The sequence below is a fragment of the Streptomyces sp. R33 genome (assembly GCF_041200175.1).
In the GTDB taxonomy this organism is placed as follows: Bacteria; Actinomycetota; Actinomycetes; order Streptomycetales; family Streptomycetaceae; genus Streptomyces; species Streptomyces katrae_B.
In genome coordinates this window covers 5,344,601-5,361,084 of the sequence record NZ_CP165727.1, presented here as the reverse complement: position 1 = coordinate 5,361,084, position 16,484 = coordinate 5,344,601, and the positions used below count along the sequence as shown (strand labels likewise).

The 16,484-nt window shown below is 71.5% G+C and carries 17 protein-coding genes and 1 other RNA gene; 5 read left to right on the top strand and 13 right to left on the bottom strand.

The genetic code is table 11. From position 1 onward, the window contains the following. Positions 1-9: 9 nt before the first annotated feature. From AB5J51_RS24545 to AB5J51_RS24520, 6 genes are all read right to left on the bottom strand, one after another. The gene (locus AB5J51_RS24545) at positions 10-579 is read right to left on the bottom strand and encodes an ABATE domain-containing protein (RefSeq protein WP_053784885.1); all 570 of its coding nucleotides are present in this window, start codon (positions 577-579) and stop codon (positions 10-12) included. Positions 580-750: 171 nt separating this feature from the next. Continuing rightward, positions 751-1,833, bottom strand: coding sequence for an IS630 family transposase (locus AB5J51_RS24540; protein ID WP_369780307.1), 1,083 nt, complete (start codon positions 1,831-1,833; stop codon positions 751-753). Positions 1,834-1,885: 52 nt separating this feature from the next. Next, positions 1,886-2,431, bottom strand: a complete 546-nt coding sequence (locus tag AB5J51_RS24535) for a GNAT family N-acetyltransferase (RefSeq protein ID WP_136225379.1) — start codon at positions 2,429-2,431, stop codon at positions 1,886-1,888. Positions 2,432-2,562: 131 nt separating this feature from the next. Then, positions 2,563-3,720, bottom strand: a complete 1,158-nt coding sequence (locus AB5J51_RS24530) for a uroporphyrinogen-III synthase (RefSeq protein WP_053784887.1) — start codon at positions 3,718-3,720, stop codon at positions 2,563-2,565. Positions 3,721-3,845: 125 nt separating this feature from the next. Beyond that, entirely contained in the window at positions 3,846-5,216 is a 1,371-nt protein-coding gene (locus AB5J51_RS24525; protein ID WP_053784888.1) for a NarK/NasA family nitrate transporter, read from the bottom strand. A 97-nt stretch (positions 5,217-5,313) separates the two neighbouring features. Beyond that, positions 5,314-6,285: a LysR family transcriptional regulator gene (locus tag AB5J51_RS24520; protein WP_369778649.1), complete on the bottom strand. Its 972-nt coding sequence runs from the start codon at positions 6,283-6,285 to the stop codon at positions 5,314-5,316. A gap of 84 nt (positions 6,286-6,369) precedes the next feature. Between AB5J51_RS24520 and AB5J51_RS24515 the strand changes: the two genes are divergently transcribed. The 3 genes from AB5J51_RS24515 to AB5J51_RS24505 are packed head-to-tail and all read left to right on the top strand — an operon-like array spanning position 6,370 to position 8,184. After that, the gene (locus AB5J51_RS24515) at positions 6,370-7,626 is read left to right on the top strand and encodes an MFS transporter (protein ID WP_053784890.1); all 1,257 of its coding nucleotides are present in this window, start codon (positions 6,370-6,372) and stop codon (positions 7,624-7,626) included. 28 nt (positions 7,627-7,654) lie between these two features. Continuing rightward, positions 7,655-7,930, top strand: coding sequence for a type II toxin-antitoxin system Phd/YefM family antitoxin (locus tag AB5J51_RS24510; protein WP_136225375.1), 276 nt, complete (start codon positions 7,655-7,657; stop codon positions 7,928-7,930). After that, positions 7,927-8,184 (top strand): Txe/YoeB family addiction module toxin, encoded by a 258-nt coding sequence (locus AB5J51_RS24505; RefSeq protein WP_053784892.1) that lies wholly within the window; start codon positions 7,927-7,929, stop codon positions 8,182-8,184. Before AB5J51_RS24510 ends, AB5J51_RS24505 begins: the two co-directional genes overlap by 4 nt. A gap of 72 nt (positions 8,185-8,256) precedes the next feature. Here the strand turns inward: AB5J51_RS24505 and ssrA are convergent. The 5 genes from ssrA to ftsE form a co-directional block, all read right to left on the bottom strand. Beyond that, positions 8,257-8,645, bottom strand: a transfer-messenger RNA (tmRNA) gene (gene ssrA, locus AB5J51_RS24500). Between the two features lie 82 nt (positions 8,646-8,727). Further along, positions 8,728-9,213, bottom strand: coding sequence for an SsrA-binding protein SmpB (gene smpB / locus AB5J51_RS24495; RefSeq protein ID WP_030161337.1), 486 nt, complete (start codon positions 9,211-9,213; stop codon positions 8,728-8,730). A gap of 18 nt (positions 9,214-9,231) precedes the next feature. Then, a complete protein-coding gene (locus tag AB5J51_RS24490) occupies positions 9,232-10,434 on the bottom strand; it encodes a S41 family peptidase (protein ID WP_369778648.1) in 1,203 nt (400 codons plus the stop codon). 67 nt (positions 10,435-10,501) lie between these two features. Beyond that, positions 10,502-11,434: a permease-like cell division protein FtsX gene (gene ftsX / locus AB5J51_RS24485; RefSeq protein WP_053784894.1), complete on the bottom strand. Its 933-nt coding sequence runs from the start codon at positions 11,432-11,434 to the stop codon at positions 10,502-10,504. A gap of 16 nt (positions 11,435-11,450) precedes the next feature. After that, on the bottom strand, positions 11,451-12,140 hold the full coding sequence (gene ftsE, locus AB5J51_RS24480) for a cell division ATP-binding protein FtsE (RefSeq protein ID WP_030161344.1): 690 nt from the start codon (positions 12,138-12,140) through the stop codon (positions 11,451-11,453). A 237-nt stretch (positions 12,141-12,377) separates the two neighbouring features. On the opposite strand from ftsE, the gene AB5J51_RS24475 reads away from it, so the two are divergent. Continuing rightward, entirely contained in the window at positions 12,378-12,569 is a 192-nt protein-coding gene (locus AB5J51_RS24475; protein ID WP_053784895.1) for a hypothetical protein, read from the top strand. A gap of 89 nt (positions 12,570-12,658) precedes the next feature. Here AB5J51_RS24475 and prfB read toward each other — a convergent pair whose 3' ends face one another. Then, positions 12,659-13,768 carry a peptide chain release factor 2 gene (gene prfB, locus AB5J51_RS24470; RefSeq protein ID WP_133897895.1) on the bottom strand — a complete coding sequence of 370 codons (1,110 nt, stop codon included), beginning with the start codon at positions 13,766-13,768 and terminating at the stop codon, positions 12,659-12,661. A gap of 314 nt (positions 13,769-14,082) precedes the next feature. Here prfB and AB5J51_RS24465 point away from each other — a divergent pair, with 314 nt between their 5' ends. Next, entirely contained in the window at positions 14,083-15,093 is a 1,011-nt protein-coding gene (locus tag AB5J51_RS24465; RefSeq protein ID WP_053784897.1) for an isopenicillin N synthase family oxygenase, read from the top strand. Between the two features lie 62 nt (positions 15,094-15,155). On the opposite strand, the gene AB5J51_RS24460 is transcribed toward AB5J51_RS24465, so the two are convergent. Continuing rightward, positions 15,156-16,418, bottom strand: coding sequence for a serine/threonine-protein kinase (locus AB5J51_RS24460; protein WP_369778647.1), 1,263 nt, complete (start codon positions 16,416-16,418; stop codon positions 15,156-15,158). Between the last annotated feature and the right edge of the window lie 66 nt (positions 16,419-16,484).

Below are 16,484 nucleotides of genomic sequence, written 5' to 3'. Positions count from 1 at the left end.
GTCCGGTCGCTACCCGGGGCGCGCCGCGAGGACCCTGCGGCGGTGCCGGGCGACCCGCTCGCGGTTGCCGCACAGCTCGCTGGAGCACCAGCGCCGCCGGTGGCCCCGCGAAGTGTCCAGGTAGACGCGGGTGCAGCCGTCCCCCTCGCAGGACCGCAGCAGGGCCCGCTCGCCGGGGTCGGTGAGCAGTTCCACCGCGTCCCGGGCGACGGCGGCGAGCAGCGCACCGCACTCCACCCCGCCGCACAACTCCCGTACGAGGTGACCCTCTTGGTCCTGGACGGCACACAGTCCCGGGGGTGGACCGGCAGCCAGCGCGTTGACCCGGGCCAGCGCGCCCTCGTCGGGACCGGCCCCGGCGAGCTCGGCCCGTACGAGGCTCCCCACGTCGCAGCGCAGCGCCCGGAAGGCCTCCACCCAGTCGGGGCCCACCCGGGCGATCGGCGTCCGGTCGGGCACGAGCCCGGCTCCGGCGAGCCACAGCCGCAGCTCGTCGCCGTCCTGGATCTCCTCGGCGCCCGCGGGGGCGGCGAGGGTGGCCACCAGGTCCAGGCAGACCCGCCCGGAGTCGAACCACATGCCCGTCACCGCCTCTTGCGCCGGACACCCCGTGGGGGCGTGCCTCTCAGAGTGCCGCGCGCCGCTTCGATGCGGAACCCCCCGTACGGGGGCCAGGGCGCGCGTGCCAGACCCCGCCGGCCTGGGGGCACCTCCCAGCGGTAGCTGGGGGAGGGACTTTGACGACACCCCCTAGTCTTCTGAGTCGGGAATTCTGTTCAGAAAGCTGGCGAGGCGTTCGAGGATCTCGTCTGCAGTCTTGGTCCAGACGTAGGGCTTGGGGTCGGTGTTCCAAGCGGCGATCCAGTCACGGATGTCCTTCTCGAGGGCCTGGACGGACTTGTGGACGCCTCGCCGTATCTGCTTGTTGGTGAGTTCGGCGAACCATCGCTCCACCAGGTTCAGCCAGGACGACCCGGTCGGCGTGAAGTGCAGGTGGAACCGGGGGTGGCCGAGCAGCCACTTCTTGATGTCCGGCGTCTTGTGGGTGGCGTAGTTGTCGCAGATCAGGTGGACGTCCAGACCGGCAGGCACTTCCTTGTCGAGCTTGACCAGGAACTTCTTGAACTCCTCGGCGCGATGCCGGCGATGCAGGGAGCCGATCACCTTGCCGGTGGCCACGTTGAGTGCGGCGAACAGGGTGGTCGTGCCGGCGCGGACGTAGTCGTGCGTTGACCGCTCCGGGACTCCTGGCATCATCGGCAGCACTGGCTGGGACCGGTCCAGGGCCTGGATCTGCGATTTCTCATCCACGCAGAACACCAGCGCCCGCTCGGGAGGGTCCAGGTAGAGGCCGACGACATCGTGGACCTTGTCGACGAAGTAGGGATCGGTCGACAGCTTGAACGTCTCCGACCGGTGCGGCTGCAGGCCGAACGCCCGCCAGATCCGTGAGACCGAGGACTGGGACAGGCCCATTTCCTTCGCCATCGACCGCGTCGACCAGTGCGTTGCGTTCTTCGGCGTGGACTCCAACGTCCTGGTGACCACTGCGGCCACCTGCTCATCCGTCACCGACCTGGGGCCGCCGGAACGCGGCATGTCTCCCAGGCCCGCGATCCGGTACTGCACGAAACGGGCCCGCCAACGGCCGACCGCATGAGGCGTCGATCCGAGACGGACGGCCACATCCTTGTTCGAGACGCCCTCGGCGCAGGCCAGGATGATCCGGCACCTCAAAGCCCACGCCTGCGGCGTGGAACGACGCCGCACCCACCCCTCCAGTGCGGCCCGTTCCTCGTCCGACAGCGTCAACTCGGCCTTCGGCCGCCCCATCCGCGCCATAGGCCAAGCCTACACATCTGAACAGAACTCAAGACTCAGAAGACTAGAGCGGCGGGTCGTCGTGCAGGATGCGCTGGAAGAGGCGGTGGTCGCGCCAGGCGCCGTTGATGTGCAGGTAGCGGGGCGCGAGGCCGTACTGCTCGAACCCGGCCTTGGCCAGGACGCGCTGCGACGCCACGTTGTCGACCAGGGTCCCGGCCTCGACGCGGTGCAGCCCGATCTCGTCGCGGGCGATCCGGCAGACCTCCTCCAGGGCGGCGGTGGCCAGCCCCTTGCCGGCCCAGGCCTGGTCGACCCAGTAGCCGACGCCGCCGCTGCGGAAGGGCCCGAGGGAGATGCTGCCGAGGTTGATCGTCCCGACGGGCGCGCCGGTGGCGGCCTCGACGAGCACGTACGGCGCGAGGCGACCGCCGTCGCGCTCGGCGAGCAGCGCCTCGATCCGGGCGACCTGGCCCTCCTTGGTGAAGAACACCTCGGACCGCCACGGCTCGAAGGGCGCCATGTACGCCCGGTTCCGCGCCAGCACATCGGCCAGCCCCCCGGCGTCCCCGACCTCGACGCCCCGCATCTCCACCCCGTCAATGATCATGCCCGCATCATTGCAGCGCCGAAGACGAAAATCAGCCCCGCCGACGGGGCTGGGCCGCATCCGGCCCGCCGGCGTTCGAGGCGCGGGGTCCGGGGCGGAGCCCCCGGCGACGGCGCCGCACCCGAGCCCGTTCAACCGGCGGAGCCACTGGCGCACTCACCCGCGTCCAGCGCCAACCGGTACCCCCTCTTCACCACCGTCTGGATCAGATTCGGCACGCCCAGCGCCCCCCGCAACCGCGCCATCGCCGTCTCCACGGCGTGCTCGTCCCGCCCCGCCCCCGGCAGCACCCGCAGCAGCTCCGGCCGCGCCACCACCCACCCAGGCCTGCGCGCCAGCGCCCGCAGCAGGGCCATCCCCGCCGGCGGCACCGGCCGCAGCTCCGCGTCCAGGAGCACCCCGTGCCCCCGGATCTCCATCCGGTGCCCCGCCACCGGCAGTACCCGGGCGCGCCCCGGCAGCTCCTGGCACAGCAGCTGCACGAGCGGGCCCAGCCGGAACCGCTCCGGCTGCACGGTGTCCACGCCGCGCGCCTGCAGCGGCAGCGCGGTCACCGGCCCCACGCACGCCGACAGCACGTCCCCCCGCAGCCCCGCGAGCACGGCCTCCGCCATCCCCCGCTGCTCCGCCCGGGACAGCAGCGAGGCGGCCGCCGGAGCCGAGGTGAAGCTCACCGCGTCGACCCCGCCGCAGGCCACCGCGTCCAGCAGCCGGTCCAGCGGCCCGAGGTCCTCCGGGGCCATCCACCGGTACACCGGGACCACGACCACTTCGGCCCCGCCGGCCCGCAGCGCCTCGACGAACCCGGGCAGCGGTTCCCCGTGCAGCTGGAGCGCGATGCGCCGCCCGGCGACCCCGGCGGTGAGCATCCGGTCGAGCACCTCGGCGAGGGACTCCGATTCCGGGGACCAGGTCTCCACCAGCCCGGCGGCCCGGACGGCGCCCTTCACCTTCGGTCCGCGCGCGAGCAGTTCGGCGGCCCGCAGCCGCGCGAGCAGCTCCTCGCCGATGCCCCACCCGTCGGCGGCCTCGATCCAGCCGCGGAATCCGATCGCGGTGGTGGCGACCACCGTGTCCGGTGCGCAGTCGATCAGTTCCTTCGTGGCGGCGAGCAGTTCGCTGTCGTCGGCCAGCGGCACGATCCGCAGGGCCGGGGCGTGCAGGACCGTGGCGCCCCGCCGGCGCAGCAGGGCGATCAGCTCGTCCGCCCGCCGGGCTGCGGTGACTCCCACGGTGAATCCCGCCAGCGGGCCCGCCGTCGGGGCGGTGCCGGTGTGCGTGTCGTCCATGGTGACCTGCCTTGCCCAGTGGGTCGGTATCACATCGCGCATCACGTGTCGCGTGAACGGGACCGAGCCTGTCAAGTCGGCGTGTCAGGCTCGGTTCCGTCGTATTTCGTGCCCGTAAACCGCCGTTACACCGAGGTGAGCTGCGGCTTCGCCCCGGCCCCGGCCGCCGGGAGCTCCGCGGGGGCGGGCCGGCGAAGGTATACCGCCCACGTCACCGCGCAGCACACCGCGTAGAAGCCGAGGAAGGTGACGAAGGCGGCCGTCCCGGACCCGGAGGTCGAGAACGCCTCCCGGAACACCAGGTTGATGCCGAGTCCACCGAGTGCGCCCACCGCGCCGATGAGCCCCATGGCGGCCCCGGACAGCCGGCGCCCGTACGCGGCCGCGGCCTCGGCGCCCATGCCCCGCGCGAGCCCCTTGGCCTGGAAGATGCCGGGGATCATCTTGTACGTGGAGCCGTTGCCCAGCCCGCTCAGCACGAACAGGGCCACGAAGCCGACGAGGAAGACCGACAGCGACTTCTGGCCGGAGGCGTAGACGACGACCCCGGTCGCGGCGGCCATCGCGACGAACGTCGCCAGGGTGATCCGCGCCCCGCCGAACCGGTCCGCGAGGGCGCCGCCGACGGGCCGGATCAGCGAGCCGAGCAACGGGCCGATGAAGGTGAGCGAGGCGGCCTGCAGCGGGGTGCGGCCGAACTGCGTCTGGAGCACGAGCCCGAAGGCGAAGCTGTAGCCGATGAAGGACCCGAAGGTGCCGATGTAGAGGAAGGCCATGATCCAGGTGTGGGCGTCCCGGGCCGCCTCGCGGACGGCGCCCGCGTCGTTGCGTACGGGAGCCAGGTTGTCCATCCGCAGCAGGGCCAGCGCGGCCGCGGTCACGATCAGCGGCAGGTAGACCGCCAGGAGCAGCCTCGGGTGTCCGGCCCCGGCGGTACCGATGACCAGCAGGGCGACGAGCTGCACCACGGGCACGCCGATGTTGCCGCCGCCCGCGTTCAGGCCGAGCGCCCAGCCCTTCTTGCGCAGCGGGAAGAAGGCGTTGATGTTGGTCATGGAGGAGGCGAAGTTCCCGCCGCCCACGCCCGTCAGGGCGGCCACCGCCAGGAAGGTCCCGTACGAGGTCCCGGGCTCCATGACGACCAGTGCGGCCACCGTCGGCGCGAGCAGCAGCAGGGCGCTGACGACCGTCCAGTTCCGGCCGCCGAACCGGGCGACGGCGAAGGTGTACGGCACCCGGACGAAGGCGCCCACGAAGGTCGCGGTCGCGATGAGGAAGAACTTCCCGGCCGGGTCGATCCCGTAGGCGGGGCCCATGAAGAGCACCATCACCGACCACAGGGACCAGATGGAGAAGCCGATGTGCTCGGAGAGCACGGAGTAGATCAGGTTCCGGCGGGCGATGCGCTCCCCCGACTCCTTCCAGAACGTCTCGTCCTCGGGTTCCCACCGCTCGATCCAGCGGCCCCCCTTGCGCGGTGCGGTCGTACTGGTCATCACACGCCTCCACAGCTGTCGCGTCCGTGGTGACGACCGTAGGAACGGCGCGTTTCGGCCCCGGTCCCCGCCGGATGACCGGTGGGAAACCTTGCACTCACCCGCCGCCGTGGGCGCCTGTGAGCGCCGCGGGGCGCCAGCCGGCCGGGGGTACGTCCAGCCAGCCGCGCTCGGCGGCGATCCCGGCCGCGGCCTGGTGCAGTGCGTCGAGTCCTGGGTGGCTGAAGCCCTTGCGCCAGACCATCGACAGCGGGGACAGCGGCAGCGGATCGACCAGCGGCCGTTTCACGGACCCGGGCAGGTCGAGGAAGTCCACGGTGACCAGCACCGGATGGCGGGTCTTGGCCATGACCCGGCGGAACTCCTCCTTCCCGATCGCGACAGGGGCGGGCGGCGCCAGGGCGATCCCGCGCCCGGCGAACAGTTCGCGGGCGAGCCCGGTCCACTCCAGGGTCCGCGGATTGCCGGCCCCCGCGTACACGGTCTCCCCGGCCAGCGCATCGAGCGGTACCTCGGCCCGCTCGGCCAGCGGATGCCCGTCGGGCAGCAGCACCGCGAGCGGCTCGTACCGTACGGGCCGGTGCGCGAGGCGGGCCCGCAGCGCCGGGTCCAGCCCGTGGGCGTACCCGAAGGACACGTCGAGGCGCCCGGCGGCGACCTCGGCGGCGGCGTACGTCAGCCCGCTCTCGAAGCGGGCCATCAGCTCGCAGTCCGGGGCGAGTTCCCGGGCTCGCTCGAGCACCGTACGGGCGGTGCTCGGCCCGTCGGTGTTCAGGTCCACGAGCAGCGGCCGGGGGACTGCGGAGGCGAACGCGGCGGCGAGCGCCTCGTGCGCGGCCAGCACCCGCCGGGCCAGCGGCAGCAGCCGCTCCCCGTCGGCGGTCAGCTCGACGGCGCGGGTCGTCCGTACGAACAGCACTGCGCCCAGGGCCGCTTCGAGCCGCCGCACGTCCCGGCTGAGCGCCTGCTGGGCGACGTACAGGCGGGCGGCGGCGCGGGTGAAGTGCAGTTCCTCGGCCACGGCGACGAACCCGCGCAGCAGCCGGGGTTCCACATCACGGGGATTCACCCGAGGAGACTAACAACGGAAGCGGGTGAATGGCCCCGGAACAGGTGTTGGACGCCCGGGCACCGCACGCCGGAGCCTTGGATCATGCCGCAGACCACCTCCGCCCCGCTGATGACCGTGACCGGTTCGACCCTCGTGATCGCCCCCGCCCCGCGCCGGCGGGCGGCCCGCGCGCCGGGCCCGTACGGCAGGCTCTTCGCCCTCCCCGGGACCCGCGCCTTCACCGCCGGGAACCTCATCGCCCGTCTCCCCATGGGCATGTTCGGCATCAGCGCGGTCATGATGATCGCCGGCCAGCGCGGCTCGTACGCCCTCGCCGGTGCGGTCACCGCCACCGGGCTGGCCGCCACCGCGGTGGTCGCGCCGTGGACGGCCCGCCTGGTCGACCGGTACGGCCAGGCCCGGATCGCCGTCCCGGCGACGCTGATCGCGGTGCTCGGCTCGGTGGGGCTGGTCCTCTGCGTCCGTACGCAGGCCCCCGCCTGGACCCTCTTCGCCTCCTACGCCGCCACCGCGACCACCCCCAACATCGGCGGCATGTCCCGGGCCCGCTGGACCCACCTGCTGCGCGACTCCCCCGCCGCGCACCACACGGCGATGTCCTTCGAGCAGGCCGCGGACGAGCTGTGCTTCATGTTCGGCCCGGTGGTGGCGGCGTTCCTCTGCTCGGCCGTCTTCCCGGAGGCGGGCACCCTCACGGCGGCCGCCCTCCTGCTGGCCGGCATGCTGCTGTTCACGTCCCAACGGGCCACGGAGCCCCCGGTGTCGGCGCCCCGGCACGGCACCTCCCCGCTGCGCGCGGTGCTGCCCCTCCTGGCCCTCTTCCTCCCGCTGGGCCTGCTCTTCGGCTCGATGGAGGTCACCTCGATCGCCCACCTCGAAGCCCGCGGCCTGGGCGCCGCCACCGGCCTGGTCCTGGCCCTCCAGGCGGCCGGCTCCTGCGCGGCCGGCCTGCTCTACGGAGCCTTCCGCCCGCGCAGCCTGCGGACCTGCCTGATCACCCTGGCCCTCGCGATGACCCTCCCCTGGGCGGCGGCGGCCACCGGCTCCCTCGCACTGCTGGCCGGCGCCCTGCTCCTGGCGGGCATGGCCACGGCTCCGACGATGGTCACGGCGATGTCCAAGATCCACGCCCTCGCCCCCGAGGGCCGCCTCAACGAGTCGATGACCCTGGCGGTGACGGCCATCCTGGCGGGCATAGCCCTGGGCTCGGCCACGGCAGGCTCCCTGGTGGACCACCTGGGCCCCACCACTCCCTACGCCCTCCCGGCGGCGGCAGCCGTCCTGGCCCTCCTCATCTGCCAGACGGTACGACTTTCCGGTACGAGTCAGGTACCGTGAAGTCGTACCACGACCGGAGGAGCGGACCATGTCCATAAGCGCCAGTGAAGCCAGGGCGACCCTGTTCCCGCTGATCGAACGCGTCAACACCGACCACGCCCCGGTGCGCATCACCTCCAAGAACGGTGACGCCGTTCTGATGTCCGCCGACGACTACGACTCCTGGCAGGAGACCGTCTACTTGCTGCGCTCCCCCGCCAACGCCCAGCGGCTGATGGAAGCCGTCGCGCGCGACCGCGAGGGCGCGGCGTCGGCCGCCAAGAGCATGGACGAGCTGCGGCAATTGGCCGGAGGGGAGGAGTGACGAGCGTTCACTTCGACCCGGCCGCGTGGGAGGACTTCCTGTTCTGGCTCTCCTCCGATCTGAAGATGGCCCGCCGGATCACCCGTCTGATCGGCGAGATCCAGCGCGACCCGTTCACCGGCATCGGCAAGCCCGAACCGCTGAAGGGCGAACTGTCCGGCTACTGGTCTCGCCGCATCGACGACGAACACCGCCTCGTGTACCGGGCGGACGACAAGGAAGTGAAGGTGCTCAAGGCGCGCTATCACTACTGATGCCGCCGACGCTTCCGGCATGACGAAGGCCCCGCAGCCTGACCGGCTGCGGGGCCTTCGCCCACATGGGATGAGTGGAGATGGCGGGAATCGAACCCGCGTCCAACGGTGCAGAAGCAGGGCTTCTCCGAGCGCAGTCCGCTGCGCTTTTCTCGGCCCCGGAGATCACACGGACAAGTCTCCGACGGGCTCAGTCACTGTTTGGTTTCCCTCCAACCCCCGTGACCGGGGCTAGAGGTTTAGATCCCTAATTGACGCCAGGATCCGGACCGGGACCACTTCCGGGCTGACGCTCCTCACAGAGGCTTCAGCTCACTGTTATTAGGCAGCGAGGGTGAAGCGGGAGTTATCGCTCTTGGAGTTGGCGATTATTTTTTGCGACATGTGGTTAGCGAGATCATTGCCGCTTCCTCGGCTCGCTTCCCCTGCATCGACATCCGCTGTCGAAACCGATCATCCCCATGTTTTTTTAACAAGGTGCTCCACCCCGGGGGGCGGTGCTGACGCCATGGTACGCGAAGTGGACCACGGGATGCCAGGAGATTACAGCTGACCGCGCTCCTTGCGCTTCACGGCCGAGATCACCCGGTTCGTCTCGCGCGTGTCCTGCTTCTCGCGCAGGGCCTGGCGCTTGTCGTACTCCTTCTTGCCCTTCGCCAGCGCGATCTCGACCTTCGCCCGGCCGTCCTTGAAGTACAGCGAGAGCGGCACGATCGTGTTGCCCGTCTCGCCGGTCTTCGAGTCCAGCTTGTCGATCTCCTCGCGGTGCAGGAGGAGCTTGCGCTTGCGGCGGGCGCTGTGGTTGGTCCAGGTGCCCTGGCTGTACTCCGGCACGTGCACGTTGTAGAGCCAGGCCTCGCCGCTCTCCACCGACACGAAGCCGTCCACCAGCGAGGCCCGGCCCTGGCGCAGGGACTTGACCTCGGTACCCGTGAGCACGAGGCCGCACTCGTAGGTGTCGATGATCGTGTAGTCGTGCCGTGCCTTCTTGTTCTGGGCGATCAGCTTGCGCCCTTTTTCCTTAGCCATAGTGCGGTCATTTTCGCACTACGGACCCACCCCGAGGCCACCCAATACCGTGCGCGCCCGTTCCTCGACGCCGTCACCCGCCGCGAGGTCCGGGGTGATGCCGTCGCCGTCGAGGCTGCGGCCCGCCGGGGTGCGGTACGTGCCGACCGTCAGCTCCGCCACCGAGCCGTCCGGGAGCTCCGTCGGCATCTGCACCGAGCCCTTGCCGAAGGTCCTCGTGCCCACCGCCACCGCGCGGCCGCGGTCCTGGAGGGCGCCCGTCACCAACTCCGCCGCGCTCATCGTGCCGCCGTCGACCAGCGCCACCAGGGGTCTCGCGGTGTCCCCGCCGGGGCTCGCGTACAGGGCGCGCTGGGCCCCCCGTACGTCGTACGTGGCCACCAGCCCGCCGTCCAGGAAGGCGGAGGCGGCCGTCACGGCCTCGGTGACCAGGCCGCCCGGGTTGCCGCGCAGGTCGAGCATGAAGCCGGCGCCGGACGGGGCCGCGCGGACGGCGGCCCGGACCTGCTCTCCCGAGCCGCGGGTGAAGGAGGCGACCTTGATGACGGTGATCCCGCCCGGGAGCTCCCGTACGGTCACGGGCTCGGTGTGCAGCTGCTCGCGGCGCAGGGTCTCGGTGCGGTCGACGCCGTCCCGGGTGAGGTGCAGGACGACGGGGGTGCCGGCCTCGCCGCGCAGCAGGGCGACCACGTCGCAGACGCGCAGGCCGGTGACGGGGTGGCCGTCGACGCTCAGCAGCCGGTCCCCGGCGCGCAGGCCGGCCCGGGCGGCGGGGCTGCCGGGCTGGACCTTCTCGACGGCGATGCGGTCGTCGCTGCGGCTCTCGATCCAGAGCCCGACGCCGGTCCAGCGGCCGTCGAGGTCGTCGGCGAAGGCTGCGTACTCGCCCTGGTCGTAGACCATGCCCCAGCGGTCGCCGCTGCGGCTGACCACCTCCTGGGCGGCCTTCTTGCCGGACTTGCCCTCGGCGGCGGCTTCGGCCGCGGCGCGGGCGACGGCCTCGCGGTCGGCGGTGCCGCCCTCCCGGGGCGCCTCGGACCCGGCCGCGGGGGTCTGCGTACCGGCGGCCGTTAACCCGGCGCCGGCGGCCCCGAGGGCGTCCGCGCGGTCCCAGCAGCCGGTGCCCGCCGCGGCGCCGACGGCGGCGATGAAGGCCAACGTCAAAACGGCCCCGCGACGCAGGTCGCGGGGCCGGAGACAGAAGGCGGGCAGTCCCGGCATGGCGCCGAGTCTAGGACAAGCCCCGTGGGGGCACGGCGGGTTGGCCGGACCTCACACGGGGCGCTTGTCACACCTTCAGGTACTTGCGCAATGCGATGAAGGCGGCCAGCGAGGGCATCAGCACCCCGATGACCAGCACCAACGGCAGCTTGGTCAGGACGGAGTCCCAGCCGATGAAGTTGATCAGTTCCATCTTGGTGCGCAGCGAGGCGCCGTGGTCGATGACGAAGTACTGGCCGGCGCCGAGCATGACGCAGGCGAACACGCCGCCGATGAGGCCCGCGAAGGCGGCCTCCATGATGAACGGGACCTGGATGTAGAAGCTGGAGGCGCCGACGAGCCGCATGATCCCGGTCTCCCGCCTCCGGCTGAAGGCGGAGACGCGCACGGTGTTGACGATCAGCAGCAGGGCCACGATCAGCATGATCAGCATGATGCCGAGGGCGGCCAGGTTGAGGTAGCCGAGCATCGTGAAGAGGTTGTCGAGCTCCTGGTGCTGGTCCTCCACCGACTGCACGCCGTCGCGGCCCGCGAAGGCGGTGGTGATGACCTTGTACTTCTCGGGCTGCTCCAGCTTCACCCGGAAGGATTCGGGCATCTGGTCCGGGGTGATCACCGAGGCGAGCGCGGTGTGCCCGAAGCGCTCCTTGTAGTGCTTGAAGGCCTCGTCCGAGGACTCGTAGTGGACCGTCTCGACGAGGTCCATCTTCTTCAGGTCGGCCTCGATCTGCTGCTTCTGCTCGGGCGTGACCGCGCCCTTGGCGCAGGCCTTGCTCCCGCTCTCGCCGGTCTCCTCCGCGTCACTCTTGTTGCAGAGGTAGATCGAGACGTTGACCTTGTCGTACCAGTAGCCCTTCATCTGGCTCACCTGGTCGCGCATGAGCAGGGAGCCACCGAACAGGGCCAGCGACAGGGCCACGGAGATGATGACCGCGAAGGTCATGGTGAGATTGCGACGGAGACCGACGCCGATCTCCGACATGACGAACTGGGCGCGCATGACGTCTCAAAGCCCTTCAGTGCTGGTAGCCGTAGACGCCGCGCGACTGGTCGCGTACGAGTCGGCCCTGTTCGAGTTCGATGACGCGCTTGCGCATCTGGTCCACGATCTGCTGGTCGTGCGTGGCCATGATCACGGTGGTGCCGGTCCGGTTGATCCGGTCCAGCAGCTTCATGATGCCGACCGAGGTCTGCGGGTCGAGGTTGCCGGTGGGCTCGTCCGCGATCAGGAGGGCCGGCCGGTTGACGAACGCGCGGGCGATGGCCACGCGCTGCTGCTCACCGCCGGAGAGCTCGCCGGGCATGCGGTCCTCCTTGCCGCCGAGGCCCACGAGCTCCAGGACCTGCGGTACGGCCTTGCGGATCTCGCCCCTCGGCTTGCCGATGACCTCCTGGGCGAAGGCGACGTTCTCGGCCACGGTCTTGTTGGGGAGGAGGCGGAAGTCCTGGAAGACGGTCCCCAGCTGGCGCCGCATCTGCGGGACCTTCCAGTTGGAGAGCTTGGCGAGGTCCTTGCCGAGCACGTGGACCTGGCCGTGGCTCGCCCGTTCCTCGCGCAGGACCAGCCGCAGGAAGGTGGACTTGCCGGAGCCGGAGGAGCCGACCAGGAAGACGAACTCGCCCTTCGCGATGTCCAGGGAGACATCTCTGAGTGCAGGGCGGTTCTGCTTCGGGTAGGACTTGGAGACGTTGTCGAATCGGATCACGGGTGCACCACGGTCGCCGGGAGTAGGTGTGCGGAGTCGGTGTGCGTGACCATACGCGAACGGGCGGGGGGTGGGGACCCGGCGTCCGGAGTTGCCCGATATATCCCCTGGTCCGGGAGGGGTCGGTCCGTGATTGCCCGGACGGGCCGCGCCGAATGTCGCGGGAGCTGGCACAGTGGTAGGGGAACGGAGTCGTTCCGTCAGGCGTTGTTCAAGGGGACGAGAGGAGGAGAGCGCATGACATATGACCGGCTCGTGTGCGCGAACTGCGCCGCGCCCGTCAGTCAGGGCCGCTGCCCGGTGTGCCGGGCGAACCGGGAGCGCCTCCAGCAGGAGGGTCCCTTCGCCGGCCTGAACCCGATGGCGCTCATCTTGCTCCTGGTGGTCCTGGTGGCAGCCCTGGCCTGGGTGGCACAGCAGGCGGCGTAGCCTCCCCGCGTTCCGATCATGACGTTCAGGCGTGGGAAGGGCCCGGACACCTCGGGTGTCCGGGCCCTTCCCATGCGTCGTTCGCCGCCTTACGCGGTCTGCTCCTGCTGCTTGCGCCAGCGGATGCCGGCCTCGAGGAAGCCGTCGATCTCGCCGTCGAGCACCGCCTGCGGGTTGCCGACCTCGAACTCCGTCCGCAGGTCCTTGACCATCTGGTACGGGTGCAGGACGTAGGACCGCATCTGGTTGCCCCAGGAGCTGCCGCCGTCCTTGAGGGCGTCCATCTTGGCCTGCTCCTCCTGGCGGCGCCGCTCGAGGAGCTTGGCCTGGAGGACGTTCATGGCGCTGGCCTTGTTCTGGATCTGCGAGCGCTCGTTCTGGCAGGAGACGACGATGCCGGTCGGGATGTGCGTGATGCGCACCGCCGAGTCGGTCGTGTTGACGCCCTGGCCGCCGGGGCCGGAGGCGCGGTACACGTCGATGCGCAGCTCGGTCTCGTCGATCTCGACGTGGTCGCTGGTCTCGACGACGGGCAGCACCTCGACGCCCGCGAAGGAGGTCTGGCGGCGGCCCTGGTTGTCGAAGGGGGAGATGCGCACGAGGCGGTGGGTGCCCTGCTCGACCGAGAGCGTGCCGTAGGCGTACGGGGCCTTGACCACGAAAGTGGTCGACTTGATGCCGGCCTCTTCCGCGTACGAGGTCTCGTAGATCTCGGTGGGGTAGCCGTGGCGCTCGGCCCAGCGCAGGTACATGCGCTGCAGGCGCTCGGCGAAGTCGGAGGCGTCGACGCCGCCGGCCTCGGCGCGGATGTTGACCAGCGCCTCGCGCTCGGCGTACTCGCCGGAGAGCAGGGTGCGGACCTCCATCTCGTCCAGCGCCTTGCGGACGGAGGTCAGCTCGGCCTCGGCCTCGGCGAGGGTGTCCGCGTCGTCCATCTCCTGGGCGAGCTCGAACAGCACCGCGAGGTCGTCGATGCGGCCGCGCAGGGTCTCGGTCTTGCGGACCTCGGCCTGGAGGTGCGAAAGCTTGCTCGTGATCTTCTGGGCGGCGTCCGGGTCGTCCCACAGGGACGGCGCGGCGGCCTGCTCCTCGAGCACGGCGATTTCTGCCCTCAGCTTGTCGAGGTCCAGGACGGCCTCGATCGACCCCATGGTCGAGGAGAGGGACTTCAGCTCTTCGGAAACATCGACGACTGCCACGGGTCCAGCGTAGCCGGTCCGCGGACGGCACTGTCCGGGCAGGCCGGATCACCCGTTCTGGTGACCGGGAGAACGGGCGTACGCTCACGGTATGACTCTCCTCCTCGTCAAGCGCCGCCATGTGGACCACATGCGTGTCACGACGACGAGCTGTCTGCCGCCGGACCACCCCCAAGCCTGATCCACCCCGATCCGACTTGGTCCTGTACGCGGCCCAAGCGGCTCCGGCGCCATCCCTGCCGGCGGCCCTCCCCATCCGCTGCCCCGACACCCTTTGGGGAACAGGACCCCGTGACATCCGAAACGGAGCCGTCATGCCGTCCGCGCACACTTCTCTTCCCGTCATCGATCTCTCCCAGGCCGACGACCCGACCCAGCGGGCCGACTTCCTGAAGCAGCTGCACGCGGCAGCCCGGGACACCGGCTTCCTGCACCTGACCGGGCACGGCATCACCGATGCGGAGACCGCCCGCATCCTCGAGCTGACCAGGGCTTTCTTCGCCCTGCCCGAGGCCGACCGGCTCGCCGTGAGCAACCTGAACTCGCCGCACTTCCGCGGCTACACCCGTATCGGCCACGAGCTGACCGGCGGGGCCTCCGACTGGCGCGACCAGCTGGACGTCGGCGCCGAGCGCCCGGCGCCGGTGGTGGGCCCCGGCGACCCGCCGTACCTGTGGCTGGAGGGCCCGAACCAGTGGCCACAGGCCCTGCCTGAACTGCGTCCGGTCGTGCTGGAGTGGCAGTCCCGGCTGGCCGCGGTGGCGCACCGCCTGCTGCAGGAGCTGCTGACCTCGATCGGCGCCCCCTCCGACTTCTTCGACGAGGCCTTCGCGGACCGGCCCCACCTGCACACGAAGCTGATCCGCTACCCGGGCTCCTCCCCGACCGGCGCCGACCAGGGGGTCGGGGCCCACAAGGACTACGGCTTCCTGACGCTGCTGCTGCAGGACTCGGTGGGCGGCCTGCAGGTCCGGCGGGGCGACGGGTTCCTGGACGTCCCGCCGATGCCGGGGGCGTTCGTGGTCAACCTGGGCGAGCTGCTGGAGATCGCGACGGAGGGATACCTGGTGGCCACGGACCACCGGGTGGTCAGCCCGCCGGGGGCGGTGGAGCGGTACTCGGTGCCGTTCTTCTACAACCCGCGGCTGGACGCGGTGGTGGAGACGGTTCCCGGGGAGTACCTGCGCTCGGCGCCGGGGGTGGCGCACGACGCGTCGAACCCGCTGCACGCGGAGTACGGCCGCAACGAGCTGAAGGGCTGGACCCGGGCCCACCCGGCGGTGGCCCGCCGCTGGCACCCGGAACTCGTCGCCTCGGGCACGTAGCCCCTGCGGGGCCGCCGGGGCGCCACCCGCCCCGCAGCCCCGGGTGGCTGCGCAGAGGGCGGCTACGGCTTCGACGGGGCCGAGTGCTTGCTGTCCTTCGGGGGTGGCGGCTCGTCGCCGGAGGCGGCCAGCCAGCCGCCGACGCCGAGGGCCGCCGCCAGGGCGACGGCTCCGGCCGTCAGCGCCAGGCGCCGCTTGCGGGCCGTCTCCGCGCGGTGGCGGGCCGAACCCGGCCGGTGGCCGCCCGCGGGGCGGGGGACCCGGGCCGTGCCCAGTGCGCCCCCGGCCAGCTCGTCCGGCCCCGGTACCCGCATCGAGGTGTGCGTGTCCCGGTTCGAGTCCGTCGCGGAGCCCGGCACCAGCGGGACCACCCCGCGGCGGCGGACCGGGCCGCCGTCGGCTTCCGCCGGCTGCACCGACTCCGGCTCGGGCTCCGGCTCGTCCGGCTCGTCCACGTCCAGCGGCGGCATCCCGGCCAGCAGGGGGAGCAGGTCCCTCAGGCGGACCGACAGCTCCGAGGCGCGAAGGCGCGACGCCGGCGCCTTCGCGAGGCACTGCACGATCAGCTGCCACAGCTCGTCGGGGATCCCGGGGAGGGGGACGACGGTCTCCGTCACGTGCCGGCGCAGGACCGCCCCCGGGTGGCCCCCGCCGAACGGCGTGAAGCCCGCCAGCAGCTCGTACAGGACGGTCGCCAGGGCGTATATGTCCACCGCCGCCCGCGGCGGCAGGCCCTCGACGATCTCCGGCGCCAGGTAGTCCGGCGTGCCGATGATCCGGGTCGTCGGGGCCGAGGCCCGCGCGCCCGGCGCCCCGGCGGCCCGCCGCGGCGAGTCGATCAGCTTGGCCACGCCGAAGTCCGTCAGCAGCGCCGGGTGCGATCCGCCCGGTCCCAGCGGCCCCTGCATGTCCAGCAGGACGTTCTCCGGCTTCACGTCCCGGTGCACGACCCCGGCCGCATGCGCCGCCGCCAGCGCGTCCGCGACGTCGGCGACGATCGCCACGGCCGCCTCGGGGGCGAGCCGGCGCTCCCGGTCGAGGCGCGTGCGCAGGTCCGTACCGCGTACGAGGTCCATGACCAGGGCCAGGTCGTTGCCGTCGACGACGAGGTCGCGGACGGAGACGACGTGGGGGTGGTCCAGGCCGAGCAGCGCGCTGCGCTCCTGGACGAAGCGTCCGACCAGCTCCTGGTCGGACGCGAGGTCCTCGCGCAGCAGTTTTACGGCGACGGGCCCGTCCGGCCCCTCGCCCAGCCACACCGTGCCCGCGCTGCCGCGCCCCAGGATCTGGTGCGCGGTGTACCGGCTGCCGATCTTCCGTGCCACGACTGCTCCCTCAGCGGCTGGCGTACGCACCAAAGCTACGCGGCCGGGTGGGGGTTGGACGCCCCG